The following is a 26,905-nucleotide window of genomic DNA, read 5'->3' as shown; positions in this document are numbered from 1 at the left end:
GATAGGGAGAACGAACATGAGGCGGCTAGTGTTGCCTGTGTGCCTGTTGATCTCGCTCGGCCTGACCTCGACACTGCGTTCAGCCGCGCCGGCTGCGCATGCGCGCTCGGCACCGGTTCACGTGCAGCCGCGTTTCGAGCCGCAAAACCCTGGTGGGTACACAACCACCCTCGGCACACATGAGCGGGTCACCACGGCCAGCAGTGCGCGGCAGCGCTACGGCGTCGCGATCGTGCGCGTGGGCCTGATGCCGAAAGACACCTCCCAGGAATACGAAATCACGTTCTGGAATTCGATCAAGGACAGTCAATACCCGAGCGACTATGAGGCGTACCTCAAGGCCTATCCGAACGGTCGTTTCGCACCGCTCGCGCAGGCCCGCCTGGCACGTTTGCATGCGGAAGCATCGAAACCGGCTGGGGCGTCCGCTGCGAGCGCAACGTCCACCATGCACCCGGCTAGCAGTCCCGCCGCCGCCGCTCCCGCGCCCGCGCCAGCACCTCAGGCCAAGACGCCGCCGCCCCCAGCCGCCCCGCCAGCCGCGCAGGCCAAGGCGGCGCCCGCCTCCGCTCCTCCCGCCGCGGCCGCGGCAACGGCCGCAGCCGCCGTGGCTGCGAAGGGCAACCCTGCCATTTCAAAACCCGGTCCTCACGACATTCAGGACTGCCCATCTTGCCCGGTGCTCATCGCGGTAACACCCGGCGCCTTCACCATGGGCATCGACAACGACGACGCATCGGAGCGGCCCGCGCACCGCGTCACGATCAGCCACAGCTATGCGCTCGCGAAGTATGCGGTCACGGTGGCGCAGTGGGACGCGTGCGTCGCCGCCAGCGCCTGCCCGCGCCTGTCGAACGAGAATAACGTCTCGCCGAATGCACCCGTGCGCGATCTGAGCTGGGACGACGCGCAGCAATACGTGAAATGGCTTTCGAAGATCAGCGGCAAGCCCTACCGCTTGCCGACGGAGGCGGAATGGGAATATGCGGCGCGCGCCGGCACCGAAACGCGCTACTGGTGGGGCAACGACATGCGCAAGGGCACGGCGAACTGCAAGGACTGCGGCCCGCCGTGGCACGTCGAAGCGCCCAACGACGTCGGCTCGTTTTCGGCCAACGCGTTCGGCTTCTATGACATGGCCGGAGGCGTTTGGGAATGGGTCAGCGACTGCTGGCACACCTCGTACAAGAACGCTCCGAGCGACGGCCACTCGTGGGACGAGCCCAATTGCCAGACGCGCGTGATTCGCGGCGGCTCGTGGCGTGACGGCGCCGGCTATATGCTCGCTGCCACGCGCTTCAAATACGACAGCAGCGTGCGCTACGAAGCCAATGGTTTTCGCGTCGCGCGCGACATGAAATAGCGCGGCAAACGTTGCAGGTCTCGCAGGCAAGCGCAGCGCCGCTGCCTTGAATTTGCCTGGTGCAGTTCATAGACTATGGGCAGCCGCTCGAAACCTGTGAGCACACGCGTAAGGTTCTGACTACCGTACGTGGAGGCACAACATGGCTTGCGATGTTCCGATCACCCGCCGGACATTCCTCAAAGCCATGGGGAGTGGCGCATTCACGATCTCGGTCAGCTCCGTTACCGCTTTCACGGGCGCCTGTTCCTCGCAGCGCCCGGCCGCTGGCCCCGCCGCAAATACCCCGAATACCGCGACAAGCGCCCACGCCACCCCGCAAGCACCGAATGGCGCGCCCGACTGGGCGCCGGAGCCAGGCAAGGCGCGCTGGCGAATCGAGGGTGTACCCAAGGTCACAGGCGCGAAGATCTATGCGCGCGATTTCAAGGCGCGCGACTTCGACGGCTGGCCGAAAGAAGAAAACTGGTTATACGCGCTCAGATGCAATTGCGTCGACAAGAATTTCGAAGACTTCGACCTGAGCGTATTACCGCATGATCTTCGCCCGATTGCCGTGGTATCCAACCAGACGCTGAATGACAATCGTATCTATCTGGCTTCTGAGCCGGATCCGTTACAGCACGAGGATATCTTCCTCTTTGCACAAAAGGGGCAACCCGCCAATTGCTATGGCCAGCCCGTCGCCCTGTTGATCTTCGAAAACTTCGACACGTATCGCCACGCAAAGAAGCTGCTCGATTTCAACGATTCGGTGATCCGCTATGGCGCAACGGTATCGAAGCGCGCCGCGCCGACCGACTGGTATGCCTCCGCGAACAAGATCTATGTGCGCGACGACGACACGTCGTTTTCGAACCTCCTGATGGACGTGGACACCAAGGGACGTCCGAGTCAGGCATTCATCGAGACGTGCAAGAAGAAAAGAAGCGAATTGCTGAATCGGGTCGCAACGAGAGTGGACAGCAACGCCTGGCGCGCGTTCAAAGGCTCTTTTACGACGCCCGCAATCGATCCGATGTTCATGGAGCCGGAGTCGGGACTGGCCTGGTTTCAGACGGACACCGGTTGCCTGCATCTGGTTCTCGGCACGCAATCGCCGCGTGGCGACGGCATCGCCGCAGGCGACGTGTTTTACAAGAGCAATATCGACGTCAAGCAGGTGCATGTGATCAGCTGCTACCCGGGCGGCGGATTCGGCGGCCGCGACAGTTCGAATTTTCCCGTTTATCTCGCCCTCGCCGCGCCCTTCGCCAAGGGAGCGCTGCGCTGGCAACAGTCTCGCTACGAGCAGTTTCAGGTTGGGTTGAAGCGTTCGGCCACCGCGTTCACAGAGACAATCTGGCTCGACCGTCACGGCAAGCTCCAGGCGCTCGACAGTTCGTTCACCTTCAATGGCGGCGGCAAGCAGAACCTCTCGGGCGCCGTTGGCGACCTCGCGGCCATGAGCGCCATGAGTTGCTACAACATTCCGCGCGCGAGTGCGCAAAGCGCCGTGAGCTATACGCCCGATCTGTTCGGCGGCTCGCAGCGCGGCTTCGGCGGCCCCCAGGCTTACCTCGCTATCGAAACGCTCATGGACGAAGCCGCGCAAGCGCTGCACAAGAGTCCGTTCGAGATCCGGCGCAACAACCTGCTTGCCAAGGGCCGCGGCAAAACGCTCACTGGCGCGCCCATCCTGTTCGACCTTCAACTCGAAGCCCTGCTGAACGGCCTGGAAGCGCACGAGTTATGGCGCAGCAGGGAAAGCGTGCGCGCGCAACGGCGCGCGCACGGCTTGCGATACGGCGTCGGACTGGCCATGTCGAACCAGGCGTATGGCACCGCGAAGGACCCCGTATTCGCGATGGTCCAGATTCAACCGAATGCGGGCCTGCACGTGCTCACGCACTACACGGACATGGGCAATGGCGCAGCGACGACGCTGGCGCTCGCGCCCGCCGCGTGCCTCGGGCAGAACGCGCAGGCCATCACCATGAACGAGGTCGATGCCTTTCAAATACCGGATTTCAATTACAAAGTTCTGGGCAAATGGTGCGACAGCCGCAGCTACCCCATTTCGAGCCCGTTCGGCTCTTCGAGCGCGTGCCTCGGTGCATTCCAGCACTTTCAGGCCGTGGACCGCGCCGCCATGGTGTTGCTGCTGCAAAGCGTGCTGCCCGCCGCGCGCAAAATCTGGCATAACCCGCACGTCGATCGGCAAGACCTCAAGTGGGTGAATGGCAAGCTGAGCGCCCCCGGGCGCGAGGCGATCGGCTGGCCAGCGCTGCTCGACGAGATCAATCGCCAGCACTTGCCTACCGTGGCCGCCGCGCATATTACCTACGCGGGTGGATTCTGGCGCAGCCAGTACACGTTCGAGTCGGGTCCGGCCGAGATGGACTGCGACTACATCGCCGTTGGCACCGATACGCACCACCTCGAGAGCCTGCCTCACGGCGAGTTGCTGGAACCGCCGAACGGGGTCGGCTTCGGGCGCTCGAGCTATGCGCCTTCGGCTGCGCTTGTCGCGGTATCCGTGAGCCCCGAGAGCGGGCGCGTGAAGGTTGAGCATGTCGTCACGGCGCTCAGCGCCGGCCGCCTGATATGTCCTGAGATCGTGCAAGGCCAGTCGCAAGGCGCGGTCGCCATGGCGATGAGCAATGTGCTGAGCGAATCGTGTCCGCTCGACAATCACGGTCCCGGCAACGGCACGTGGAATCTCGACCGCTACCTCATCACGCGTATGGCCGACGTCCCGCGCCAGGAACTCATCGCGCTCGCGCCGCCCGCGGGCAAAGAGCATCACAGCGCGCGCGGCATCGGCGAGGCCGTGATGTGTCCCATCGCACCGGCGCTGCTGAACGCACTGGCCATGGCAACCGGGCATCGTTTCAGGGACACCCCCGTCACACCCGACAAGATACGCGAGGCCCTGAAGTGAGCGAAGGCGACGTCAAGATTCACGTGAACGGACACGCGGTCACGGTGCCGGCCGCCGATACCGATATGAGCCTCGCTGAATTCCTTCACGAGCGCCTCGACCTGACCGGGACCAAGGTGTGTTGTGGCATTGGCGCGTGCCGTGCGTGCACCGTAGGCATGCGCAGCAGCCAGGACGCGCTGATGGAAAAGACCCTGGCGTGCGTCACGCCCGTGAGCGCGGTGGCGAATCAATACATCTATACGGTGGAGAGCCTCGCGCACGGCAACAGGCTCTCGCTGCTGCAGCAGGCCTTCCTTGAATCTTTCGCGTTTCAGTGCGGCTACTGCACGCCTGGCTTTCTGATGGCGGCGACCGCCATGCTCGAACACTTGAAGGCGTACCGTATCAGCGCAGATCAGCTCGACACGGAAATCGATACCTGGGTGGGGGGAAACCTGTGCCGATGCACAGGCTATGTGAAATACCGGGAAGCGATTCGCAAAGTTGCACAAATGCAGATGAAGAGCTGAGGATGACCATGGGCTTCCGGATCCGCTTGTGCGCGCTGTGGTTCCTGTTCACCGTGCCGCCTGCTGCCTATACGCACGAGCAGACATTGCTCGAATACGCCGATCAATGCGTAAGGGAAATTGGCGAGATCCCGCCGTTCAATTGCAATAACGGTACCGACATACCCATTACGATCGACGGGAAACCTCCCGGGCCACATGAGTCTCCCACGCAATGCGACAAGCCTTCATTGCTGAGCCCGATCTACGAAGCCAAAGGTCAGTGCATCCCGTTTTCGAAGATCCTCAATCTCTCGCGCGGCAACACGCAAATTTCAGCGTATTGCCGCCGGGACGTACTGCGCGATGACAAGGATCCGCACTATGACGGCGTAGTCGTCGTAATGCATCACTCCGGCAACGGCAAGACCTGCTGGTTTGCGTCGAAGCCGCCGCCGTCGAAATCACAAGCCGATGCGCACGCGAGTGGCGGGATCGTCGCGACTCGCGTGCCGCCGCCAAACGAGAGAAGGCCGCCTTCGGGGCAACTCTCCGCAGTCGAATTCTGGGAGACACCGACCGTGGTTGCCGCCAGCACGCCGCGCAACCCCACCTGCCTCAAATGCCACGACGCGGGGCCCTTTATCTTCAGCCCGTATATCGGGCAAGTGTGGGACAAGGTGCCCACCGACCCGTGGGGAAAGTATTCGAGCATCGGGCAGGCTTTTGCGTCGTATCACCTCATGACGATGAGCACGCCTGGCAACACCTGCATTGGCTGTCACCGCATCGGCAGCGACCAGAGCTGCACCGCCTTTATCGGGCTCTCGACGGGCAATCAGAAAGCGCCAGGAAACGACCGGCTCGCCAACAGCTATCCACATGACCACTGGATGCCCACCGACAACGCCATGAGCGCGGTGCAGTGGGACAAGGCCAACGTCGCGTCGGTCAATGCCCTGCTGGCCTGCTGCAAAGACGCGGCACACAGAGACCCGAATTGCACATTCACGCCCATGCCATCGAGTTCGAATACCCGGTCATTGCATTGACCTGCACGAGGAGACCTGAAATGGCTGAAACCGTTAGTGCGAGCAACGTCATATCGGATGTGACGCAAACCCTGCAGACCTTCGATCTGCTCGACCTCCAGCAATACACGCGCGAGAAGAGCTACTCGAACACCGCCAGCAAGGACTTCCATCTCTTCTACGTGGGACGCGACGACGTTCACAGCATCCTGAAGTACATCCTTTCGCGCGCCAGTGTTTCGCTTTACATGAACATGTTCGGATTCGACGACGATGAACTCAACGCCATCCTCATGCAGCAAGCGCTCGACCCGACCATCACCATGATGATCACGCTCGACAGGAGCCAGACGAACATCGCACATGAAAAGCAGCTGCTCAATGCCGACATTGTGCAGAACCCGGCCAAATTCAACACGTTCTTCGTGATCGGCGAATCGGCGACCCATCAGATCAGTCATACGAAGGGATTCGTGGCCGACGGCAAAGTGGGCGGCGAGGGATCGGTGAACTGGTCGGCTTCCGGCGAGGGCACGTTCGTGAACAACGGCGCGCCGGGGGGCCCGCATTACAAAGCGCAGAACAACACGCAGACCATCTTTACGGACCCCGACACGATCAACCGGTTTCAGACCGAACTGATCGCCGAACACATGATAGCGAAGGCCCAGGGCTTTACGCTCGCTACCGCCGCGCCCGCCGCTGCGCCGGCCAAAAAAACCGCCGCGAAAACCACGGCTGCCGCTGCGGGCAACGCCAGCGCCCCTGCCGCCAAAAAAGCCGCGCCGGCGGCGAAGCGCAGCAAGCGCAATTAGGTTCAACCAGGCGCGACCGGATCAACCGTTCAGGTCGGCATGCCAGCCCAGTAAGACACGGCGTCCTGCCGATCGAACACGAAGGTCTTGAGGGCGACGAGGCTCTCGGGAGCAAGCGCGTCGAATTCGAGCCCGTGCAAGGTCAGCCCTTCTGCCGGCGTATCGGCGCGCAGATTGCGGATCACGGCGACGGCCTGGAACGTCGCCCCCACATTGCCCGCCTCGATTGGAAACACCACGCAAATCCGCTCGCCCACCTCGCCGATCTTGCACCCCGCGGCAAGCGACATGCCCAGCACGCTGATATCGCAGCCAATGCCGAGCCGGTCCAGTTCCGCGCCCGTCAAATCGACGCCATAGCGCACCGCGAGCTGCGTGCGCACGCGCACGGCGCGGCGTTCGCGCAGCCGTCGTATCGTGCCGGGCTCCGAGAGCACGAGATAGCGGAACGGATGCGCGCAAACGGCCTCGACCGTGCAGACGAGCCAGAACACGGCTTGTGTTGCGATCGCAACGATCTCGACCTGCTCGCCCTGGAACGGCTCCCATGCTGGCTTCGCCGCAGCGGGAGGCGTCACGAACATCGCGCCGCCTTGCCGGAAACCGATCAGCCGGCACGGCAGCATCTCGCGCCCCGTGCCCGCCTGGCTGCGTATGCCTAGCAGCGCGCCAATGGCCAGGTTCATGTCGTCCAGCGTCAACGGACCTTTTCCACGATCTGCGCGATCCGCACGATCATGCAGGCCGTCTTGTGCACTCGCGAGATTCGCCTCTTCCGCCGTGTTGCGATAAGGCTGAAAGTGCGCGAAGAGGAAGTCGCGCTGCTCGCTGTTCAGCACTCCGCCTCGCGGCAGCAGCATGGTTCCGTCATGGTGAAACACGGCCAATGGCAGCGGTGTTGCCAGGGGCAATTGCCCAGGGTCCGCGAGGCGTTCCAAAGTTTTTGACGCAGTACCGCTGCCAGGCTCGTGAATGTGCATGACCGATAGCGTGTGAATTGTTGATTTTTTTCGTTAGCAGCATTGTGACCGAAATATAGTGACCGATGTCAATAAAAGTGCCGTGATTCTCGGGCCTTGTTTAACGAAATATTCATGCCACATAAAGCCGGAGATTACGCGCCACAATATTTCTTTTTCTGAATCGTCTACACGGGTATGGAAACGCCGCCCACCCCGAGCCCGCTCGCCACGCAGGAGCGCGAAATCGCCGACACCGTCGCCCGCGAGCGCCCGAGGCTGCGCAATTTCATCCGCCGCCGGGTGATCGACCAGGACGAAGCCGAGGACATTCTTCAGGACGTATTCGAAGAACTGGTTCAAGCATGGCGGCTGCCGGAGCCCATCGAGCAGGTTGGCGCGTGGCTCTTTCGCGTGGCGCGAAATCGCATCGTCGACCGGTTTCGCAAACGCAAGGAAGTGCCGCTCACCGAGCCAGAGGGCGACGAGAGCGAGTATCGGCTCGACCTCGCGCTGCCCTCGCCCGACGCCGGCCCCGAGGCCGCCTACGAACGCGCGGCGATGCTCGAGGCCCTGCGCGCCGCGCTCGACGAATTGCCGGCGAGCCAGCGCGAGGTGTTCGTCGCGCACGAACTGGACGGGCGCAGCTTCAAGGAAATGGCCGCCGCGAGCGGCGTTGGCGTGAACACGCTGCTGGCGCGCAAACGGTATGCGGTGCTGCATCTGCGCGAACGTTTGCGCGCGTCATGGGACGGCTTCGAAATTTGAAACGAAGGAGAATGAAATGAAGTTTCGCCGCAAAATATTCGCCAAGGCGCTGCTGATGGTGGCCGTTATCGCGTTGCTGGGCGCCATCGTCATGGGCCTGTGGAACTGGATCGCCCCGGCGATCGTGGCGGGTGCGCATGCCATCGACTATCCACGTGCGATTGGCCTGCTGGTGCTGTGCCGGATTCTGTTCGGCGGATTCCGCGGGCATGGCGGCTGCAGCAGGCGCATGCACCGGCACCAGTGGCAACAATGGCAAAACATGACGCCGCAAGAGCGCGAACAATTCCGCAATGGCGCAGCCTAGGGGGCGACGCCCCCTTCGCCGTAACGCACCGCTCGCCAGCCTCGCCGCGCGGCGGGCTGGCACAATTGACCTATCGCCGATCCGCCAGGAAGCTCCATGCCAGATGTCGCCGCCCGACCGTCACGCGTCGCGCCCCTCTTTTCCCTTCTGCCCTTTCTGCGCCCCTATGCGGGGCGCTGGGCGCTCGCATTCCTCGCGCTTCTGACCTCGGCGGGCGCCACGCTCGCGCTGCCGGTGGCGTTCAAGTACCTGATCGACCGTGGCTTCGCGAGCGGCGATCGCACGCATATCGATCGCTATTTCATTGCACTCTTCGTCGTTTCGCTGATCCTGGCCGCCGCCACGGCCCTGCGCTTCTACTGGGTCTCGTGGCTCGGCGAGCGGGTGACGGCCGACATGCGCCGCGCCGTATACGACCACGTAATACGCATGAGCCCGCAGTTCTTCGAGACCACGCAATCGGGCGAAGTGCTCTCGCGGCTCACCACCGACACAACGCTGATCCAGACCGTAGTGGGCACCAGTCTCTCGCTGGGCTTGCGCAATTTATTGCTCACGGTCGGCGGCGTGGCAATGCTCGTCGCGACGAGCCCCGTGCTGTCCGGCTATATCATCGCGACACTGGTCGTTGTGGTCGCACCGATCATCCTCTTCGGGCGGCGTGTGCGGCGGCTGTCGCGCGCGAGCCAGGACAAGGTTGCGAACGCAAGCGCATTGGCAGGCGAAGTGCTCAATGCGATGCCCACCGTGCAGTCGTATGCGCAGGAGGCGTTCGAGGCGAAACGCTTTGGCGGCGCCGTGGAAACGGCCTTTGAAACGGCGCTCAAACGCATCCGGGCGCGCGCCGGATTGACGGCCGTGGTGATCGTCTTCGTGTTCGCCGCGATTGTGTTCGTACTGTGGCTCGGCGCGCAGGCGGTACTCGCGGGGCAGATGAGCGCGGGCCAGCTCTCCCAGTTCATTCTGTACGCGGTGTTCACGGCTGGCGCGGTGGGCGCCGTGGCCGAAGTGTGGGGCGATCTGCAACGGGCCGCGGGCGCGACCGAACGGCTGCTGCAACTGCTCGCCGCGCGCTCGCCTGTCGCGCAGGCGGCGGCAACCGTGCCGCTGCCGGTTCACGGCTCGGGTATACGGTTCGACAAGGTTGGCTTCTCCTACCCTTCGCGCCCCGGCATTGCCGCGCTCGACGACTTCTCGCTCGACGTGCGCCCGGGTGAACATGTCGCGCTCGTCGGTCCCTCAGGCGCGGGCAAAACCACGCTCTTTCAGCTGCTGCTGCGCTTTTACGATCCGCAGTCGGGCACCCTCAGCATCAACGGTGTGCCGACCCAACAGGTGTCGCTCGCGGCGTTGCGCCAGGCGATCGGCGTGGTGCTGCAGGAATCCGTGATCTTTTCGGGCAGCGTGCTCGACAACATTCGTTATGGCTCGCCCGACGCCACGCTCGAAGCCGTCCAGCACGCCGCCGAAATGGCCGCCGCGGCCGGCTTTATCGAGCAACTGCCGCAGGGCTACGACACTTTTCTCGGTGAACGCGGCGTGCGCCTTTCCGGCGGTCAACGTCAGCGCATTGCCATCGCGCGCGCGATCCTCAAGAACCCGCCCATTCTGCTGCTCGACGAGGCCACCAGCGCGCTCGACGCCGCGAGCGAGCGCCTCGTGCAAACGGCGCTGGACAACGCCGCGCAAAACCGCACGACGCTCGTCATCGCTCACCGTCTCGCCACCGTGCAGCAAGCCGACCGCATTGTCGTCATGGAACAAGGCCGTATCGTGGCGCAAGGCCGGCACGCGGAACTGCTGCAGAGTTCGCCGCTTTATGCGCAGCTCGCGGCGCTGCAGTTCGGCGCGCAGCACGTGAACACCGTGACGTAAAAATCAACCGGGACGCCCGGCGCGATCGGGACATAGTCGGAAGGGCTGAGCGCCTGCGAGGATAGATAATGCGCCACTGCCACATGACAGCTTCATTCAAATCACGCGCACCGCATCACAACGTGATATACCATCGACTCGTATAACAACGTCTCAACCCATGCCAGGCAGGATGGAGCGGTAGCAAGGGACGTATCACTTCCACCTGACCCGGCAACGTCATGATCCCGGCGAATCAGGGCACATTTTTTGCGCACCACCGGGAGCCCTGGCCATGCGCTTCGCATGGGCCAAATCGCGCTTGCCTTGGGGGTGCGAAATGAATGCCGATCAACCAGGAGCCACGCTCCTTTCGGAGGAAGACGCTCATCGCCAGTTGCGCCGCGCTGTGATTGCCAGCACCATCGGCACGACGATCGAATGGTACGACTTCTTTCTCTACAGCACAGTCACCGGGCTGATCTTCGCGAAGCTGTACTTTCCTGAATCCGACCCGCTCGTTGGCACCCTGCAGGCCTTTCTCATCTATGCCGTGGGCTTCGTCGCCCGGCCGGTAGGCGCCGCGATATTCGGGCACTACGGCGATCGCGTCGGCCGCAAGGCCACGCTGATCGTCACCTTGCTGCTCATGGGCGTCGCCACGTTCGCCGTGGCGTTTGTGCCGACCTATGCGTCGATCGGCATCTGGGGCGCCATTTTGCTCACGGTGCTGCGCTTTATCCAGGGTGTCGGCGTGGGCGGCGAATGGGGCGGTTCGGTCCTGATGTCGATGGAATGGACCCGCACCAATGCGCACCGCGGCTTCGTCGCCTCCTGGCCGCAATTCGGCGTGCCGGCGGGGCTCTTTATCGCCAATCTCGTGGTGCTCGTCGTCAGCCGCTTTTCCGGAGACAGTTTCATGACATGGGGATGGCGGGTGCCGTTCCTGCTGAGCATCGTGCTTGTCGCGATCGGCCTGTATATTCGGCTGAACATTCTTGAAACGCCGATCTTCGCGAAGCTCCTCGCCGAGAACAGAATCGAGAAAACGCCAATGGTCGAAGTCATTCGCCGCCAGCCCAAGGACATTCTCCTTTCGGCGTTGGCGCGCATGGCCGAACAGGCGCCGTTCTATATCTACACAGCCTTCGTCTTTACTTATGGCGTGAAGACGCTGCACGTTTCGCGCGACCTCATGCTCAGCGCGGTATTGGCGGCTGCGGTGCTGCAGTTCGTGACCATTCCGTTCTTTGGGCACATGTCCGACCTGATCGGACGCAAGCGCATGTACATGATCGGCGCGGTGGCCGTGGGCATTTTCGGCTTTATCTACTTCGGAATGGTGGATACGAAAAACCCGGCGTGGATTTTCGTGGCCGTCGTGCTTTCGCTTGTGCCCCACGCCATGCTTTATGGTCCGCAGGCTGCGTTCATCGCTGAATCGTTCACGGGGCGGCTGCGCTACAGCGGCGCCTCGCTCGGTTATCAGCTGGCTTCCGTGATTGCGGGCGGCCCGGCGCCGCTGATCGCCACAGCGCTCTTCGCGTATTACCAAACGGGTTACGCGATTGCGATCTATATCGCCGTGTGCGCGGTAATTAGTCTGCTTGCCGCCTGGCGCATGGGCGACTACACCAACAAAGATATTTCACGCGAATACGACGACAAACACGGACTTGGCGATCACGGGCACGCTTCCCACCCCGCCTGATCAACCGCTGAAAAATCGAGCGCGCCCCTGCAAGACGAATCTCGCAGGGGCGCGCTTCTTCTTTCATACCTTAACGATCAGCCATCCTAAGCTGTCAAGCCTTCGGCGCCTTGTCGAGCACCACGCCCGTCGCCGGGTCGAGGAACACCCTGCGGTCTTCGTGGCCGCGGCCACGGCGGTCGAAGTCGAACATGCCCATGATGCTGCCCGCCGTGGCGTCGAACGACCCGCCGCCGATGCGCTGACCATCAAGCCAGTTGTCTTCGATGAAGCGCACCACAGAAGACTGGTCGATCAACGTGTGGTCGACGTAGTTCTCACGGGCCCACGGCGAGATCACGACGAACGGGATGCGCGTGCCCGGACCGCAGCGGCCGTTCACGGGCTTGCCGTTCAAGCCGGCCGGCGCCGAACCGGTGCCGCAAATGCCGGCCGCGGTCAACTGATCGGCCACGCTATCGTACGAAGCACTATTGGGCTGCGCGTACGCATGGTCGTACCAGCCGTCCGAGTCGTCCCAGGCCACGATAACGGCCGTATCTTCCCAGTCGTGCTGCTCCTGCAGGAAGTTCACGACCTTCGCGACGAAAGCCTGCTCGTCGAGCGGGTCAGAGTAGCCCGCGTGGCCATCCTGGTAGGCCGGAGCCTTGAGGAAGCTCACCGACGGGAAATTGCCCGCCTTCACGGCATTGAAGAAGTCGTCGGTATCGTACTGGTGATTCGCCGGGTCGGGGTTCCCGTTCTTGCCCACGCTGTGCCCGATCGCGGCGAGCGAGCTCGGACGCAGATGCTGCGGGTTCGACGTCGATGCGTAGTACTGGAACCAGTTATGGTGCGGAATATAGTCGGACGTGGACGCGCCGACCACCGGCGAAAGCGTGCTGCGCTTGCAGCCGGTCGTGCCATTGCTGTTCGTCGTCGAGAGGTTGAAGCCGCCCATGAAGCCGCCCCACGAGACACTGCGCGCGTTCAGCAGGTCGCCGATATTCTTGCCCGTCATCTGCGCCGTGTCGGTCGTGCTCGAGCAGAGGTCGTTGGCCGGATCGACGTCATTGATCATCGTGAAGCCGCCCTGCCCGTCGTTCACATAGTACGAACCCGCGGTCGAAGGCTTTTTCGTTGTGAGAACAACCTTCATGCCGTTGGTCTGGCCCGAGACCACTTCGAGCGCGCCGGGCGTGGAAGGACCGTAGGTCGACGTATACGCGTTATCGCTCATCGCGAAGTGCTGCGCGTAGTTCCACAGCGCCGTGACGGTGTTGCCGTCGTAATAGCCCATCACCTGGCCCTTCGTGCCAAATGCGCCGGCGCCACCGCTCGTGCCATTACCCGTGTACTCCGGGAAGAGGTCGGCCCGGCCGTTGTCGTACGCCTGCTGCTCGGCCGTATAGGCGTGGTTCTGGTCAGCCGTGGCCGCCTGCGTGCGATCCAGACGGAACGGATTGGCCGCGCCCGCGCCATTGCCCGCATTCGTGAAGTTCGGGTTTTGGGACAGCAGCGTGCCGGTCAGACCGTTCACTTCGGGCGTGCCGGGCTGCGCCTTGAATGCAGGCTCGCCGGACGGGTTGGTCGCATGCGGATAAGTCGCGAAGTAGTGGTCGAACGAAACGTTCTCGCCATAAATCACGACGAGGTGTTTGATCGGGGTAGCAGTGTGACCGTGTTCCGGATGATTCTTGTCGTGATCGTCACCAGCACTCCACGCAACTGTCGATGCGAATGCTGCGGCTGTGAGCGAACCAACTGCGACGTGACGCCATTGCATATTCGGCTCCTGGTTGGTTTCGTATTGTCGGGGTCACCGTGAAGCCGCAGAAAAGGCGTTATGCAGCCCGCATCGTCGCGCTCATGCCAGCGGAATGCGGAGGCTACACGGCATGAGGATTAAAGCATCGGGGTATGAATGCTCAGCGTCAGAGTCCTTACGAAATATTTTCGATTGGTAAGTTTGAAGCTGGCTCGGCGTGCAATTGGCGCCGAATTGGCGAAATCGGCCTCGAATTCAGGTATGAAGATTGCGCGGCGCTCGCACGCCGGTTTGCAAACAAGGTGAACTAAACGAAGCGCACAGCGTCGTGCTAGATGAAACTGACGCCGCCGTTCACGGGAATGGTCTGCCCGGTGACGAAGCCATTGCCGACCACCATCAGCACGACCTGGGCGACCTCGCTGGCTTCACCGAGGCGGCCAATGGGCAGCCGTTCCGCAACGTTCGCCGCTTTCAGCGGCGCGGCCATCTCGGTGTCGATGGGCCCGGGCGCCACGGCGTTCACAGTGACGCCTTCGCGGGCCACGCGTGCGGCGTAGCCGCGCGTCAAGCCTTCGAGGCCGGCTTTCGAAGCGTTGTAGTGAACGCCGACGAGGCCACCGCCGCGCGCGGCTGCCGAAGAAAGATTGACGATGCGCCCCCAGCGGCGCGCGCGCATACCGGGCAACACCGCTTGCGTGCAGAGAAACGCCGACTTGAGATTGACGGCGAGCGTGCGGTCGAATTCGGCTTCGGTCAGCGACTCGATGTCGGTAATGGTGCCCGTGCCCGCGTTGTTCACGAGTATGTCGACCGCGCCGAGGCCGCGCTCGATCTCGCCGATCATCGCGGCGACCTCGCTTGCCGACGACACGTCGGCGCGCAAGGCGAGCGCGCGGCCACCGGCGCTTTCGATCTGCGTGGCGACCTGCCGGGCTTCGTCGGCACGTTGCCGGTAATTCACTGCAACCGCCGCGCCGGCCGAAGCGAGCGTAACGACAATGGCGCGGCCGATTCCGCGCGAGCCGCCCGTCACGAGCGCAACGCGGTTATTCAGGTCCGGGAAAAGTGCGGGCATCGGGGCTCACGGCGCGGTGCCAATGCCGCCGCCCGGGCCCGCCAGTTCGCCGTCCACGCCGAGTGAATCTGCATGACCGTGAGCGCTCACGCGGCCGCGACGGCGCGAAAACGGCGTGGTGCGCAACTTCGCGCGGCGCCGCGGACCGGAAATCGGGTCCAGGTAGAACATGACGAGCGTGCCTGCCGCGGCCGCCGCTGCAAGATGGAACAGAGCCTTCATGGATGCCTCTCGATAGTTGCAACGCATGCAGAGCGCGAAGATCGGCGCGCGCGGTACGACACACCCGTGCACCAATGCGCGCATCCATTATGCCGCTGACCACTGCGCGTGAGGCGCCTGGGTGGCATGCGCGTTCAGGAAAAGCCCTCGTCCCAGCGTGCATCCCGCACCTGCACCATGCCCGCTTCCACACGCACCGCGAACACCGCGACATCCTCATACGCGGGCGGCGCGAGCACTTTTCCCGTCTTGATGCAAAAGCGCGCGCCATGCCGCGGGCAGATCACCTCGTCGCCTTCCACATCGCCGCCCGTGAGCACGCCGCCATCGTGCGGACAGGTGTCCTCGATCGCATAGCAGGTTCCTTCGAGATTGAATACCGCGACCGGCGTGCCGTCCACGTCGACGCTGTGCACGGAACCCGGTTGAAATTCGCCGTATGGCGTCACGTCCACCCAATCGGCCATGTCAAAGCATCCCCAGTTGCAGGAGCGCCGCTTCGGACATGCGCGCTCTTGTCCACGGCGGCTCCCAGACCAGTTCCACACGCGTCTCGCTCACGCCTTCTACGTCGTTCACGCAATCTTCGACCGTGCCCGGGAAGGTTTGCGCCACCGGGCAACCGGGCGCGGTCAGCGTCATGTGTATCGTCACGCGGCCCGCTTCGGCGTCCACGTCAAGTTGATAAACGAGCCCCAGATCGTAAATGTTGACCGGTATCTCCGGATCGAACACCGAGCGCAGCGCGTCGATCACGCGTTCGCGCAGGTCGTCGCTCGTTGTTTGCGTATTCATCGTCATTGGCCTCCGGGCACGCACTGCCTCACTCGGTTGAAACGGTGCCACGTTCGTCACGCAACGCGGCGTGCAGCGTGTGCCACGCGAGCGTCGCGCATTTGATGCGCGCCGGAAATTCGCGCACGCCCGCGAGTACGGCGAGTTTACCGAGCCCTTCGATCGAGACCGGCCGGTCCGAAGGCGCCGTCGCCATCGTGTGAAAGCGCTCGAACAGTGCTTCGACCTCCGCTTGCGTGCGGCCCTTGAGCGCCTCCGTCATCAACGAAGCCGAAGCCGTTGCGATCGCGCACCCCGCACCCTCGAAGCCCGCGTCCTTGACGACTCCGTCCTCGATACGCAAATACAACGTCACGCGGTCGCCGCACAACGGGTTATACCCCTCGGCGCGATGCGTCGCACCGGTCACGGCGTGACAGTTCCGCGGCCGCCTGTAGTGGTCGAAGATCGTTTCCTGGTACAGGTCGCGCAGGTCGCTCATAACGGAAATACCTCTTCTACGCGCGCGAGGCCGTGCAGCAGCGCGTCGACTTCAGAGCGCGTGTTGTACAGCGCAAACGAAGCGCGCACCGTGGCCGGCACGCCATAGCGCTCCATCACCGGCATCGCACAATGATGCCCGGTACGCACCGCCACGCCACAATGATCGAGTATCGTGCCGACGTCGTGGGCATGCGCGTTCTCCATCACGAATGAGAGGATGCCCAGCTTTTCCTTCGCAGTTCCAATCATTCTCACGTTGGGCATATTACGCAAAGCAGCGTCTGCATAAGCGAGCAGATCAGCCTCGTGCCGCTGCGCCACTTCCAGGCCAATCGCGCTCACGTAGTCGAGCGCCGCCGCCAGCCCGATCGCGCCGGCGATATTTGGCGTGCCCGCTTCAAAGCGCCACGGAATCACGTTGTACTCGGTCTTCTCGAACGTCACGGAGCGGATCATGTCGCCACCGCCCTGCCATGGCGGCATGACCTCGAGCAACGCCGATTTTGCATACAGCGCGCCAATGCCCGTGGGGCCATAGATCTTGTGCCCCGAGAATGCATAGAAGTCGCAACCGAGCGCGGCCACGTCCACGGGAAGGTGCGCGATCGCCTGCGCGCCATCGACCAGCACCGGGACGCCGCGCGCATGCGCAAGCTCGATCATCCGCGCAACCGGATTCACGGTTCCCAACGCGTTGGACGCGTGCGCGACGGCCACCATGCGCGTGCGTGCGCCGAGCAGGCGTTCGTATGCGTCGAGGTCGAGCGTGCCGTCGTCGTCGATCGGCGCCACCTTCAGCAGCGCGCCCGTTTGCGCACAGACGAGTTGCCACGGCACGATGTTCGAGTGATGCTCCATCGCGGTGATGAGCACTTCGTCACCGGGCTGCAGTCGCGGCCGCGTGTAGCTTTGCGCCACCAGATTGATCGCTTCCGTCGTGCCCCGCGTGTATACGATCTCGTTCTCGTGCGCCGCATGCAGGAAACGCGCAATGCGTGCGCGAGCGCCCTCGTAGGCGTCGGTTGCACGCTGCGACAGCGCATGCACGCCGCGATGCACGTTGGCGTTGTCATGTTCGTAATAGGCCTGCTCGGCGGCGATCACGCTCGCGGGCTTCTGCGTGGTCGCGGCGTTGTCGAGATACACGAGCGGCTTGCCATGCACGCTTTCGCGCAGAATCGGAAAGTCGCGACGCCAACCCATGACCGTTTCGGCGTCGGGAATACTCACCGGTTCGAGTAGATTCATGACAGTCCCCGCAGATATTCGCCACCGGGCAAGCGCGCGAGCAGTTGTTGCGTGAGCCGGCTGCGCAGCGCAGCGCTTTCCACGCGATCCACGCTCACGCGCGCGAACGACCATACGAGCAGCGCACGCGCCATGCGCTCGTCAATGCCGCGCGAGCGCAGGTAGAAGAGCGGGTTCTCGTCGAGTTGGCCGACGGTCGCGCCGTGCGTGCACTTCACGTCGTCGGCGTGAATTTCCAGTTGCGGCTTCGTGTCGATCTCGGCATTGCGCGAGAGCAGCAGGTTGTCGTTTCCCTGGTGTGCGTTGGTCTGCTGCGCGTCCTGATGCACGATCACGCGGCCGTCGAACACGGCATGCGAAGCGCCGTCGAGCACGCCGCGATAGTATTCTCGGCTCGTGCCGCGCGGCATCTCATGGTCGATGCGCGTGTGATGATCCACGTGCTGCCTGGCGCTCACGAAATACAGGCCGTTCAGATCGACCTGGGCGTCTTCCGCGTCGAGGCGAGTATCGATCTGTGTGCGCGACAACGCCCCGCCGAACGCGAACGAGTGCGAGGTGAAGTGGCTGGCGCGCCGCTGCGAAACGCCTACGTGTGCGATGTGAAACGCTGTGCGCGCCTCCTGCTGGATACGGCAATGCTGAATGTCGGCCTCTTCGTCGGCGACGATCTCCGTGGCGGTATTGACGAAATACGCCTCGTCGGTAATGCCCGCGAACTGCTCGACAATCGAACATAGCGCGCCGCGCTCCGCCACCACGGCGTTGAATGGATGCATGGCGAGCGCGGCCTCGCTGCTGAAGAACAACACGTGCAGCGGCCAGTCCAGCGCGCAGCCTGGCGGCAGCACGACCACATAGCCGTCGCTGCGAAATGCGCCGTTGAGCGCCGCGAAGCCGTCCTCCGGCGCGCGGTGCGCCATGATCGACTCGATCCGATCAGGAATCCTTCGTATTGCCTGGGCGAGCGTGCCAACGAATGCGCCTTCCGGCAAAGGCGGCAGGTACGAGAGCTTCGGCGCGTGGCGGCCGTTCACGAACACGATACGGCCGCCAGCATCGGCGGGCACGAGGTCGTCGATCAGGCGCGCATAATCCGTTTGCTCACCGTCCGAAGGCATGAAATGCCAATGCGGCTTCGCAATGGACATGACATTGGTGTACTTCCACGCTTCGAGCTGCGTGCCGGGAAAGCCCAGGATTTCGAACCGGTCGAACGCGTGCCGCCTTGCCTTGCGCAGCCAGGGCAGCTCGACGCCCGCCAGCGTTCCCGCCATCGTGCGGAAAGCGTCGCGGTAATGCTCGCGCGTTGATTCGCTCATCGTTGCTCCCTGGCGGCAGCCGTGTGTTGCGGGCCGGCGCCCGGCCCACCTGCCGGTTCGTCGCTATCCGGCTCGCCGAGCCAGCCGTAGCCCTTGCGCTCCAGTTCGAGTGCAAGCTCATGCGAACCCGATCGCACGATACGGCCCTGCGCAAGCACGTGCACGTGGTCCGGCACGATGTAGTCGAGCAGGCGCTGGTAGTGCGTCACCAGCACGATCGCCCGCTCCGCGCTGCGCATCTGGTTCACACCGCGCGCGACGAGTTGCAGCGCGTCGATATCGAGCCCGGAGTCGGTCTCGTCGAGAATGGCGAGGCGCGGCTCCAGCACCGTCATTTGCAGCACCTCATTGCGCTTTTTCTCGCCGCCCGAAAACCCTTCGTTCACGCCCCGGTACAAAAGCGCTTCCTTCATCTCCATCGCCGCCATCTTTTCTTTCACCAGCGCGAGAAAGTCCATGGCGTCGAGTTCCGCTTCGCCCCGTTGTTTGCGCTGCGCGTTGAGCGCGGCCTTGAGCAGATAGATATTGCTCACGCCCGGTATCTCCACCGGATACTGGAACGCGAGAAAGAGCCCGCGCCGCGCACGTTCGTCGGGCGCGAGCGCGAGCAGGTCGCAGCCGTCGTACTGCACGCTGCCCCCCGTGACCACGTATTGCTCGCGCCCCGCCAGCACGTGGGCGAGCGTGCTTTTGCCGGAGCCGTTCGGCCCCATGATCGCGTGAACCTCGCCCGCGTTCACGCGCAAATCCACACCGCGCAAAATCGGCTTGCTTTCGACTTCGACATTCAGATTGCGAACTTCCAGCATACTGCTCTCCCTCTCAACCTACGCTGCCTTCCAGGCTCACGCCCAGAAGCTTTTGCGCTTCCACCGCGAATTCCATCGGCAATTCCTTGAGAACGTCCCGGCAAAAACCGTTGACGATCATCGACACCGCGTCCTCCTCGGTGAGCCCGCGCTGCCGGCAATAGAACAGCTGGTCTTCGCCAATGCGCGACGTCGAGGCTTCGTGTTCGACCTTCGCGCTCGGGTTTTTCACCTCGATATACGGAAACGTGAACGCGCTGCATCGGTCGCCGAGCAGGAGCGAATCGCACTGGGTGTAATTGCGGGCGTTCTCGGCCGAGCGCGCCATTTTCACGAGCCCGCGATACGCGTTCTTGCCGCGGCCAGCCGAAATCCCCTTCGAGAGAATCGTGCTGCGCGTATTGCGCCCGATATGAACCATCTTCGTGCCGGTATCGGCCTGCTGATAGTGGTTGGTGAGCGCCGCCGAATAGAATTCGCCAATCGAGTTGTCGCCCTGCAAAATGACGCTCGGATATTTCCATGTAATGGCGGACCCCGTTTCGACTTGCGTCCACGAAATCCTCGCGTTGGCCTCGCGGCAGTCGCCGCGTTTCGTCACGAAGTTGTAGATGCCGCCGCGTCCCTGCGCGTCGCCCGGATACCAGTTCTGCACCGTCGAATAGCGGATTTGCGCGCCCTCCAGGGCAACGAGCTCCACCACGGCGGCGTGCAGCTGGTTTTCGTCGCGCATCGGCGCCGTGCAGCCTTCGAGGTAGCTCACGTAAGCGCCCTTGTCGGCCACGATGAGCGTGCGCTCGAACTGGCCCGTGTTGCGTGCGTTGATGCGGAAGTACGTGGACAACTCCATCGGGCAGCGCACGCCCGGCGGGATATAGCAAAACGAACCGTCGCTGAATACCGCGGAGTTGAGCGTTGCGAAGAAATTGTCGGTGTACGGCACGACCGAACCGAGATACTGGCGCACGAGGTCCGGATGCTCGCGCACCGCTTCAGAGAACGAGCAGAACACGATGCCAAGCTCGCCCAGCTGCCGGCGAAACGTCGTGGCAACGGACACGCTGTCGAAAACCGCGTCCACGGCCACGCCCGCGAGCATCTCGCGCTCCTGGAGCGGCACGCCGAGCTTTTCGTAGGTACGAAGGAGTTCCGGATCGACTTCGTCGAGGCTCTTCGGCCGGTTTGCCTGCGTGAGCGGCGCCGAATAGTAGGCGATGTCCTGGAAGTCGATCGGCGGGTGTTCGATGCTCGCCCAATGCGGCTCGGTCATCGTGAGCCAATGCCGGTAGGCAGCGAGCCGCCATTCGAGCATGAAGTCCGGCTCCTGCTTGCGCGCCGAGATAAGGCGGATCACGTCCTCGGACAAACCGCGCGGCAACGTATCCGACTGCACGTCCGAAACGAACCCATGCCGATATTCCCGCCGCAGCAATTCCTCGAACGTTTTCGCTTGTGTATCCATGACGTTATTACGGTCTCCTGTACACTCATGACCTCATTCTAGAACCGCTGTCAAAACCCTGGCATGGCCGGGGTTTAACCGCGGCGCAGCGAGAGCGAAGCCGGCACGCCCGATGCGAAAGACCCTGCTGGCAAGAGTGAAATGACGATGTATCTACCCGTCCCGCCGATGGTGAAGCCGCCCGCCAGCGGCGCTCAAACGAAATAGCCGCAAAAAGAACTCAACATTGGCCGCGCCAGGTTCTACCCTGTAACAGTGAAACTCACGGAGGACCAGGATGAGAATCGAATTCACGAGTCGCCGTCACGCCGTGGCTGCCGCACGCGTCGCGTTCGAAGCCAACGTGGACAATCGCCCGGTATGGTGCAGCGTGTCGCTCGACGCGCTGAACGATCGCTTTGGCAATACCGGAACATCGGCGCATGCACTATTGAGCGCGTTCGAAGCGAACCGCCCGAGCATCGAACTGGCCGCGCGACACGCGCTGGAGAAAAACGGGGGCCAGTCCGTGGAGCTGGAAACGCGCGATCTGGAGTAATCGCGCTGGTGCAAGTGGAATCGCAACAGGGTGCGAATCATCAGCCCAATCAGCCTGCTTCCCGCAGGCCTCGATACCTCCCCAAATGCAACCCTGAAAGGTCAGCGATAAAAAAACGCCCGGAATTCCGGGCGTTTTTTTAATCGTGGCTTCCTCAGACCTTGCGCGCCCGGAGATACCGGAAGAACTCCGCGCCTTCCTGCAGGCGCCGCTTCATCATCTCCCAGCTCACCAGCATCTCGCGGACGATTTCCCAGATCTTCGATGGCCGGAAATAGAAGCGCTTGTAGAACTCCTCGACGCCAAGATAGATCTCTTCGCGCGAAAGGTGCGGATAGCCGATCGTCGAAGCTTGCGTACCCGCCGAATTGATGAGCGTGATGACCTTGGTATCGTTCAGCCACCCATTTTCAACGGCCTGCTTGTGAAGCACCGTGCCCGGGTACGGCGCGGCGAGCGACACCTGAATGGTATGGGGATTGATCTCTTTTGCATACTGAATGGTCTTCTGGATCGTCTCGTGCGTCTCGCCCGGCAGACCGAGGATGAACGTTCCGTGGATCTTGATACCGAGCTTGCGGCAATCCTCGCTGAACTGGCGCGCCATATCGGTACGCAAGCCTTTTTTGACGTTCACGAGAATCTTGTCGTCGCCGGATTCGTAGCCCACGAGCAGGAGCCGCAACCCGTTGTCCTTCATCACCTTCAGCGTCGAGTACGGCACGTTCGCCTTGGCGTTGCACGACCACGTCACGCCTAGCTTGCCAAGCCCGCGCGCAATCTCCTCGGCGCGCGGCCGCAGATCCGTGAACGTGTCGTCGTCGAACATGATCTCCTTGATTTCGGGCATGTTGTCGCGAATCCATTTCACTTCTTCCAGCACATGCTCAACCGAACGCGTGCGATAGCGGTGCCCCCCGACCGTATGCGGCCAGAGGCAGAACGTGCAACGGGATTTGCAGCCGCGCCCCGTGTAGAGCGACAGATACGGATGCTTGAGATAGCCGCTGAAATAGTGCTCGGGCGTGAGGTCGCGCTTGTAGATCGGCGAGACGAATGGAAGCTGGTCCATGTCTTCGAGTATCGGCCGGGCTTCGTTGTGCGTGATGCCGCCGTCGGGCAGGCGATAGCTGAGGCCCAGAATCGATTCGAACGGAAGACCCTGTGCAATTTCGCGGCACGTGAAGTCGAATTCCTCCCGGCAGACGAAATCGAGCGCATCACTCGCGGTAAGCGAACCCTGGGGATCGACCGCCACTTTCGCGCCGATCATGCCAATGAGAATCGTGCTCTTGCGCCGCTTCAAGTGCTCGGCAAACTGCACGTCGCTCTGGAAAGAAGGCGAACTCGTGTGAATGATAACCAGTTCGTATTCCTGAGCGATATCCAGGGTCGTTTCCAGTGAAAGCTCGTCTGCGGGGGCATCGACCACGCGGCTGCCTTCGACGAGCGCGGCCGGCTGAACCAGCCACGTTGGATACCAGAACGACCGGACCTCGCGCTTTGTTTGGAAACGTGAGCCAGCGCCGCCATCGAAGCCTTCATACGAAGGTGCCTGCAGAAACAGCGTTTTCATGAATGTCCTCGGAGAAAAATCCGGAATTTGTCTCGAAGCCTACAAAAGCATGACACTTGCTGGATAGCTGCTTTGCCCGGGTCAAGAATACTACGACTTACCTTCGCGGCATGGCGAAAAAAAGCCCGTACCCGCTTATCGAAATACCCAGTTGAAAAAAGTTTGGCGCCCGGTGAACGCCGCATTCGTCGGCATGAGCGATGCTTTCTGTACTATATTTTTTGGGGGCATCCGCAGCAGCATTCACAGCACTCCAAAGCGGGAGGCAATGTATGTCGCGATATCACGACATGACAGAAGGCGTGCCGGTTGGCAACGGCCACCATATCAGCCCGGCCGAATTCCTGCTGATGGCGGGCTTTCTCGCATACCGCGCCCCGCTCGCTTCAAGCGAAGCCCGGGCAGCAGCCCGGCGTGTTCTGGATGCGGTTCTCAGTGCGGCGGCAGCACACGGGTTCGTGCATGCCGACGCACTCGAAGCCATGATGGCGAGCGCCGAAAAGTCGGCGAACGTACGCAGTCTCGCCGAGCAGGCCAGTGCTGCCGTGGGCGACACGTTCACGTACCTGCAGGTGATTCGCGGCGCGGGCGTCACGCTGGAAGCGGACCCTTATACGCTTGTCACTTGAGGTAGGCGCAGGATCCTCAGCCGCGAGGTGCCGGAGCGCCACACGGTCATCGTGCCTCTGCGGCGGCATCGCTACGTGTCGCCACCTCCATGCGCACCATTGCCCTGCTGCGGGTTGACCGCTTGTGGTCCAATACGGCGCCCGTGTCCGCTACGCGCGCCCCGCCTTCGTCGTCACACCTCTGCAATGTTGTCACGGGGCTTGATCTCCCACAAGGCGCCAAAGCCAGCGGCCTTGCGCCCCCCTTTCAATTACTGTACTAACAAAAAAAGATTGTTCCTCTCATTTTTTTGTTAGTACAATAATTCCGATGCGAATTGAGTTCGACGGCGTCAAGCGCGCCAGCGCCCTGGCCGAGCGCGGCCTGGATTTCGCTCGGGCCGCAGAGGTCTTCGCGGGCCGCAACCTCACCCGTCGCGACGATCGGAACGACTACGGCGAGGTTCGCTTCACGACAGCAGGATGGCTCGACGCACGCATCGTCATCGTGGTCTGGACCCAACGCGGCGCGGCCCGCCGCATCATCAGCATGAGGAAAGCAAATGAACGCGAAATCAACCGGCTCGCGCCGCACCTGGGTTGATGCGGACGACGCCCCCGAGATTTCGGACGAATGGATCGAGCAAGCGGAACTGCGCGATGGCGACAGAATCGTGCGTCGCGGCCGCCCGCCAGGCAGCCACAAAACGGCAACGACCATCCGCTTCGACGACGACATTCTCGAAGCCTTCAAGGCAACCGGCCCCCGCTGGCAGTCGCGCCTCAATGCGGCGGTGCGCGACTGGCTGAAAACGCATTCCCCCACCGAAGTCGAAGCATAAGGCAGAGTCGCTCGAGGTCGCGCTCGCGCCGGAGCGCCGCACGCGCGCCGTCGGCGTTCGAGAATCGGCAAAGATCTCGCGATACTGCGCGACGAGGCGTTTCCCCGGCGCCGAATCGTTTAGCTTACCGAAACGATCGTGAAGCCTCCAGAGCGGCTTCGCGCGCCGACGCCGAATGCCACGCGTTGGGATGCCGTTTCGCCTTTCAACTGTCCGGTGGACGCGCGGGGACCTGCTGCCAGCCGCCGGCGCAGGTTCGCACGTACGGGTAATAAGTCTGCGACGCCACGCAGTAGTACCAGACGCCATACGGGGCCTCGTCACCCTGCCCGCCCTGGCCGCCGCCTTGCCCATACTGCTCGTTTTGATCGTACATAGCGGCACCGCCGTACTGAGGCTCCTGCGGCACCTGCCCCTGCCCCTGTTCGATCCACTGCGTGGGCTGCGAGAAGTCGCCTGAAACGTAGGGGTAATAGACGCTGCTTATGTACGTCGGGTAGTAGTACGGATAGAACGGATAACCGTAGATGAAACCGGGGCCGAAGTAGAAGCCGACGCTCACCGACCCGCAGCAGCCATACCAGCCGTGATAGTAGCCGCCGTGATACCAGCCGTAGCCGTGGCGATAGCCGCCATGGTAATAACCGCCGTGATTCCACCCGCCGCCGCTATAGCCGCCGTGATAGCCGCCGCTCCAGCCGCTGCCGTGATTCATGCCGCCGTTGCCGCCCCAGCCGCCACCGCCACCGCCACCACCGCCGCCCCAGCCACCGCCGCCGTGGTACCACCCGCCGCCGCCTCTACCCGCGCTCGCCCCAGCGCTGATGCATAGCGCCACGAGCACGAGCAGGAGTCTGCACAATTCACGCCCTTTCATGATGCTCACCCCGAAAGCCGTTCGGCTTCATAGATCAGTTTAGGCGTCGGGAGCCCATTTTTCCTGTGTGTGCGTTTCCCGGCGCATTACCGCTCGCGAAGGTCGTCCTGCCTCGCGATGATGGCCGCGCCAATCAGGCCGCCGTCGTGCCGGAACGTGCCGGGCACGACCACGCGCTCGCGGAACTCCCGCAGCGTGCGCTTGCGCACTGCGGCGTCCAGCGCGTCGATGAGTGGGGACACATTGGAAAGTCCGCCGCAAGCCGGCACGATCGAAGCGCCGGTAATGTTGATGACAGCTGCGAGCGGTTCCGATACCAGGGCGAGCCAAGCCGATACCGTGCGCTGCGCGCGATCGCCGCCTTGCTGCCAGTCGTCGAGAATGGTGTGGCTGTCTTTCTGTTCGTTGTTCAGGAGCGCGTTGAGCCGTTCCATGCCGCGTGCCCCGCCGATGGTGTCGACGCAGCCCATGCGGCCGCAACCGCAACGCAAGGCACTCACTGGCTCCGCGTGGCCGGTGCCGTCGAAGTCGACGTGCGTGCTCACAGGCAGCCCGTGGCCCCACTCGCCCGATATGCCGCTCGCGCGGCCGACTACGCGGGCGCCCACCACGAGCGCGCCGCCGACGCCGGAGCCGAGGACCACGCAAAACACGACATCGTGGCCCGCCCCCGCACCCTCGACGGCCTCCGCCAATGCGAGGCAGTGAGCGTCGTTGGCAATGCGTACGCGCCGCTGAAGCCGCGAGGTCAACTCCGCGCCGAGCACGCGACCCGAAACGCATGGGACGTTGGACGAGCAGATCACCCCGCTTGCGGGATCGATCGCGCCGGCCATCGAGATCACGAGTGGCGAGCGGTTCTCGCCAATATGACGGTCTGCGAGAGATTGAAGCGTCGCGCCAAACGCCTCCCAGCTGTCGACGGGCGTTGGCACGCTTTCGAGCAGGCGCACGCTGCCCGGGCTCTCCGATACACCGAGCCTGACGTAAGAACCGCCGATGTCCGCGACGAAGACGCCTGAGTTTTGCTTTTGTTCTGCGCTGGTGTCTGGCACCCCTGGCTCCTCTATGCGTGC

At 62.9% G+C, this 26,905-nt stretch carries 27 protein-coding genes; 13 read left to right on the top strand and 14 right to left on the bottom strand.

Annotated elements, in window-relative coordinates:
• Nucleotides 1–16 precede the first annotated feature (16 nt).
• The 5 genes from U5A52_RS11085 to U5A52_RS11065 all read left to right on the top strand — a co-directional run bounded on the left by U5A52_RS11085 (nt 17) and on the right by U5A52_RS11065 (nt 6,623).
• Nucleotides 17–1,363 (top strand): formylglycine-generating enzyme family protein, encoded by a 1,347-nt coding sequence (locus U5A52_RS11085; protein WP_321934777.1) that lies wholly within the window; start codon nt 17–19, stop codon nt 1,361–1,363.
• 142 nt (nt 1,364–1,505) lie between these two features.
• On the top strand, nt 1,506–4,286 hold the full coding sequence (locus tag U5A52_RS11080; RefSeq protein ID WP_321934776.1) for a xanthine dehydrogenase family protein molybdopterin-binding subunit: 2,781 nt from the start codon (nt 1,506–1,508) through the stop codon (nt 4,284–4,286).
• A complete protein-coding gene (locus U5A52_RS11075) occupies nt 4,283–4,798 on the top strand; it encodes a (2Fe-2S)-binding protein (RefSeq protein ID WP_321934775.1) in 516 nt (171 codons plus the stop codon). Before U5A52_RS11080 ends, U5A52_RS11075 begins: the two co-directional genes overlap by 4 nt.
• Nucleotides 4,732–5,829 (top strand): hypothetical protein, encoded by a 1,098-nt coding sequence (locus U5A52_RS11070; protein WP_415773776.1) that lies wholly within the window; start codon nt 4,732–4,734, stop codon nt 5,827–5,829. The genes U5A52_RS11075 and U5A52_RS11070 overlap by 67 nt, the downstream gene beginning before the upstream one ends.
• Before the next feature lie 20 nt (nt 5,830–5,849).
• A complete protein-coding gene (locus tag U5A52_RS11065) occupies nt 5,850–6,623 on the top strand; it encodes a hypothetical protein (protein ID WP_321934773.1) in 774 nt (257 codons plus the stop codon).
• 29 nt (nt 6,624–6,652) lie between these two features.
• Here U5A52_RS11065 and U5A52_RS11060 read toward each other — a convergent pair whose 3' ends face one another.
• Nucleotides 6,653–7,483 carry a flagellar brake protein gene (locus U5A52_RS11060; protein ID WP_321911873.1) on the bottom strand — a complete coding sequence of 277 codons (831 nt, stop codon included), beginning with the start codon at nt 7,481–7,483 and terminating at the stop codon, nt 6,653–6,655.
• Between the two features lie 297 nt (nt 7,484–7,780).
• Here U5A52_RS11060 and U5A52_RS11055 point away from each other — a divergent pair, with 297 nt between their 5' ends.
• The 4 genes from U5A52_RS11055 (at nt 7,781) to U5A52_RS11040 (ending at nt 12,222) form a co-directional block, all read left to right on the top strand.
• Nucleotides 7,781–8,350, top strand: coding sequence for a sigma-70 family RNA polymerase sigma factor (locus U5A52_RS11055; protein WP_321934772.1), 570 nt, complete (start codon nt 7,781–7,783; stop codon nt 8,348–8,350).
• 16 nt (nt 8,351–8,366) lie between these two features.
• Complete coding sequence (locus tag U5A52_RS11050; protein WP_321934771.1) at nt 8,367–8,657, top strand: hypothetical protein; 291 nt, start codon at nt 8,367–8,369, stop codon at nt 8,655–8,657.
• A 96-nt stretch (nt 8,658–8,753) separates the two neighbouring features.
• Nucleotides 8,754–10,532: an ABC transporter transmembrane domain-containing protein gene (locus U5A52_RS11045; protein ID WP_321934770.1), complete on the top strand. Its 1,779-nt coding sequence runs from the start codon at nt 8,754–8,756 to the stop codon at nt 10,530–10,532.
• Between the two features lie 319 nt (nt 10,533–10,851).
• A complete protein-coding gene (locus U5A52_RS11040; RefSeq protein ID WP_321911881.1) occupies nt 10,852–12,222 on the top strand; it encodes an MFS transporter in 1,371 nt (456 codons plus the stop codon).
• A 94-nt stretch (nt 12,223–12,316) separates the two neighbouring features.
• On the opposite strand, the gene U5A52_RS11035 is transcribed toward U5A52_RS11040, so the two are convergent.
• From U5A52_RS11035 to sufB, 10 genes are all read right to left on the bottom strand, one after another.
• Nucleotides 12,317–13,987 (bottom strand): phospholipase C, encoded by a 1,671-nt coding sequence (locus tag U5A52_RS11035; protein WP_415764158.1) that lies wholly within the window; start codon nt 13,985–13,987, stop codon nt 12,317–12,319.
• Nucleotides 13,988–14,300: 313 nt separating this feature from the next.
• Nucleotides 14,301–15,047, bottom strand: a complete 747-nt coding sequence (locus tag U5A52_RS11030; protein ID WP_321934769.1) for a 3-oxoacyl-ACP reductase family protein — start codon at nt 15,045–15,047, stop codon at nt 14,301–14,303.
• A gap of 6 nt (nt 15,048–15,053) precedes the next feature.
• Nucleotides 15,054–15,269 (bottom strand): hypothetical protein, encoded by a 216-nt coding sequence (locus U5A52_RS11025; RefSeq protein WP_321911884.1) that lies wholly within the window; start codon nt 15,267–15,269, stop codon nt 15,054–15,056.
• A gap of 134 nt (nt 15,270–15,403) precedes the next feature.
• A complete protein-coding gene (locus tag U5A52_RS11020; protein ID WP_321934768.1) occupies nt 15,404–15,736 on the bottom strand; it encodes a non-heme iron oxygenase ferredoxin subunit in 333 nt (110 codons plus the stop codon).
• A gap of 1 nt (nt 15,737) precedes the next feature.
• Entirely contained in the window at nt 15,738–16,064 is a 327-nt protein-coding gene (locus U5A52_RS11015) for an SUF system Fe-S cluster assembly protein (protein WP_321934767.1), read from the bottom strand.
• Nucleotides 16,065–16,092: 28 nt separating this feature from the next.
• Complete coding sequence (sufU, locus tag U5A52_RS11010; protein ID WP_321911889.1) at nt 16,093–16,545, bottom strand: Fe-S cluster assembly sulfur transfer protein SufU; 453 nt, start codon at nt 16,543–16,545, stop codon at nt 16,093–16,095.
• A complete protein-coding gene (locus tag U5A52_RS11005; RefSeq protein WP_321934766.1) occupies nt 16,542–17,795 on the bottom strand; it encodes a cysteine desulfurase in 1,254 nt (417 codons plus the stop codon). Before U5A52_RS11005 ends, sufU begins: the two co-directional genes overlap by 4 nt.
• A complete protein-coding gene (sufD, locus tag U5A52_RS11000) occupies nt 17,792–19,117 on the bottom strand; it encodes a Fe-S cluster assembly protein SufD (protein WP_321934765.1) in 1,326 nt (441 codons plus the stop codon). The genes U5A52_RS11005 and sufD overlap by 4 nt, the downstream gene beginning before the upstream one ends.
• Nucleotides 19,114–19,926 carry a Fe-S cluster assembly ATPase SufC gene (gene sufC / locus U5A52_RS10995; RefSeq protein WP_321911893.1) on the bottom strand — a complete coding sequence of 271 codons (813 nt, stop codon included), beginning with the start codon at nt 19,924–19,926 and terminating at the stop codon, nt 19,114–19,116. The genes sufD and sufC overlap by 4 nt, the downstream gene beginning before the upstream one ends.
• A gap of 13 nt (nt 19,927–19,939) precedes the next feature.
• Nucleotides 19,940–21,388, bottom strand: coding sequence for a Fe-S cluster assembly protein SufB (gene sufB, locus U5A52_RS10990; protein WP_321911895.1), 1,449 nt, complete (start codon nt 21,386–21,388; stop codon nt 19,940–19,942).
• A 277-nt stretch (nt 21,389–21,665) separates the two neighbouring features.
• Between sufB and U5A52_RS10985 the strand changes: the two genes are divergently transcribed.
• On the top strand, nt 21,666–21,926 hold the full coding sequence (locus tag U5A52_RS10985) for a DUF1488 domain-containing protein (RefSeq protein ID WP_028204289.1): 261 nt from the start codon (nt 21,666–21,668) through the stop codon (nt 21,924–21,926).
• Nucleotides 21,927–22,080: 154 nt separating this feature from the next.
• Here the strand turns inward: U5A52_RS10985 and hpnJ are convergent, their stop codons facing one another.
• Nucleotides 22,081–23,502 carry a hopanoid biosynthesis associated radical SAM protein HpnJ gene (gene hpnJ, locus U5A52_RS10980; protein ID WP_321911896.1) on the bottom strand — a complete coding sequence of 474 codons (1,422 nt, stop codon included), beginning with the start codon at nt 23,500–23,502 and terminating at the stop codon, nt 22,081–22,083.
• Between the two features lie 272 nt (nt 23,503–23,774).
• On the opposite strand from hpnJ, the gene U5A52_RS10975 reads away from it, so the two are divergent.
• The 3 genes from U5A52_RS10975 (at nt 23,775) to U5A52_RS10965 (ending at nt 24,952) form a co-directional block, all read left to right on the top strand.
• Nucleotides 23,775–24,131, top strand: coding sequence for a hypothetical protein (locus U5A52_RS10975; protein ID WP_321934764.1), 357 nt, complete (start codon nt 23,775–23,777; stop codon nt 24,129–24,131).
• A gap of 310 nt (nt 24,132–24,441) precedes the next feature.
• Entirely contained in the window at nt 24,442–24,714 is a 273-nt protein-coding gene (locus U5A52_RS10970; RefSeq protein WP_321911900.1) for a BrnT family toxin, read from the top strand.
• Nucleotides 24,674–24,952, top strand: coding sequence for a BrnA antitoxin family protein (locus tag U5A52_RS10965; RefSeq protein WP_321911903.1), 279 nt, complete (start codon nt 24,674–24,676; stop codon nt 24,950–24,952). Before U5A52_RS10970 ends, U5A52_RS10965 begins: the two co-directional genes overlap by 41 nt.
• A gap of 205 nt (nt 24,953–25,157) precedes the next feature.
• Here the strand turns inward: U5A52_RS10965 and U5A52_RS10960 are convergent, their stop codons facing one another.
• Entirely contained in the window at nt 25,158–25,829 is a 672-nt protein-coding gene (locus tag U5A52_RS10960; RefSeq protein WP_321911905.1) for a hypothetical protein, read from the bottom strand.
• A gap of 86 nt (nt 25,830–25,915) precedes the next feature.
• Nucleotides 25,916–26,884 (bottom strand): ROK family protein, encoded by a 969-nt coding sequence (locus tag U5A52_RS10955; RefSeq protein WP_321934763.1) that lies wholly within the window; start codon nt 26,882–26,884, stop codon nt 25,916–25,918.
• Nucleotides 26,885–26,905: the final 21 nt, after the last annotated feature.

Origin of the sequence: Paraburkholderia sp. J8-2 (assembly GCF_905220195.1) — a bacterium.
Classification (GTDB): Bacteria; Pseudomonadota; Gammaproteobacteria; order Burkholderiales; family Burkholderiaceae; genus Paraburkholderia.
Note: the sequence above shows the minus strand (reverse complement) of the source record. Positions and strands in the feature narration are given on the sequence as shown.